Genomic DNA, 1,024 nt, shown 5'->3' on the forward strand with positions numbered 1-1,024 from the left:
TCGCTGCCGCAGCTTCGGTGCATGGTTTAGCCCCGTTACATCTTCCGCGCAGGCCGACTCGACCAGTGAGCTATTACGCTTTCTTTAAATGATGGCTGCTTCTAAGCCAACATCCTGGCTGTCTGGGCCTTCCCACATCGTTTCCCACTTAACCATGACTTTGGGACCTTAGCTGGCGGTCTGGGTTGTTTCCCTCTTCACGACGGACGTTAGCACCCGCCGTGTGTCTCCCGTGATAACATTCTTCGGTATTCGTAGTTTGCATCGGGTTGGTAAGTCGGGATGACCCCCTAGCCGAAACAGTGCTCTACCCCCGAAGATGAGTTCACGAGGCGCTACCTAAATAGCTTTCGGGGAGAACCAGCTATCTCCCGGTTTGATTGGCCTTTCACCCCCAGCCACAGGTCATCCGCTAATTTTTCAACATTAGTCGGTTCGGTCCTCCAGTTAGTGTTACCCAACCTTCAACCTGCCCATGGCTAGATCACCGGGTTTCGGGTCTATACCCTGCAACTTAACGCCCAGTTAAGACTCGGTTTCCCTGCGGCTCCCCTATACGGTTAACCTTGCTACAGAATATAAGTCGCTGACCCATTATACAAAAGGTACGCAGTCACCCCATAAAGAGGCTCCCACTGCTTGTACGTACACGGTTTCAGGTTCTGTTTCACTCCCCTCGCCGGGGTTCTTTTCGCCTTTCCCTCACGGTACTGGTTCACTATCGGTCAGTCAGGAGTATTTAGCCTTGGAGGATGGTCCCCCCATATTCAGACAGGATACCACGTGTCCCGCCCTACTCTTCGAACTCACAGCCTGTGCATTTTAGTGTACGGGGCTATCACCCTGTACCGCCGGACTTTCCAGACCGTTCCACTAACACACAAACTGATTCAGGTTCTGGGCTGCTCCCCGTTCGCTCGCCGCTACTGGGGGAATCTCGGTTGATTTCTTTTCCTCGGGGTACTTAGATGTTTCAGTTCCCCCGGTTCGCTTCGTTAAGCTATGTATTCACTTAACGATAGTG

The 1,024-nt window shown here is 52.6% G+C and carries 1 rRNA gene; it reads right to left on the reverse strand.

Annotation, left to right across the window (positions count from 1 at the left end):
* Positions 1-1,024, reverse strand: a 23S ribosomal RNA gene (locus EDF73_RS27370); the annotation flags it as partial.

The organism is Klebsiella sp. BIGb0138 (assembly GCF_004342285.1).
In the GTDB taxonomy this organism is placed as follows: Bacteria; Pseudomonadota; Gammaproteobacteria; order Enterobacterales; family Enterobacteriaceae; genus Klebsiella.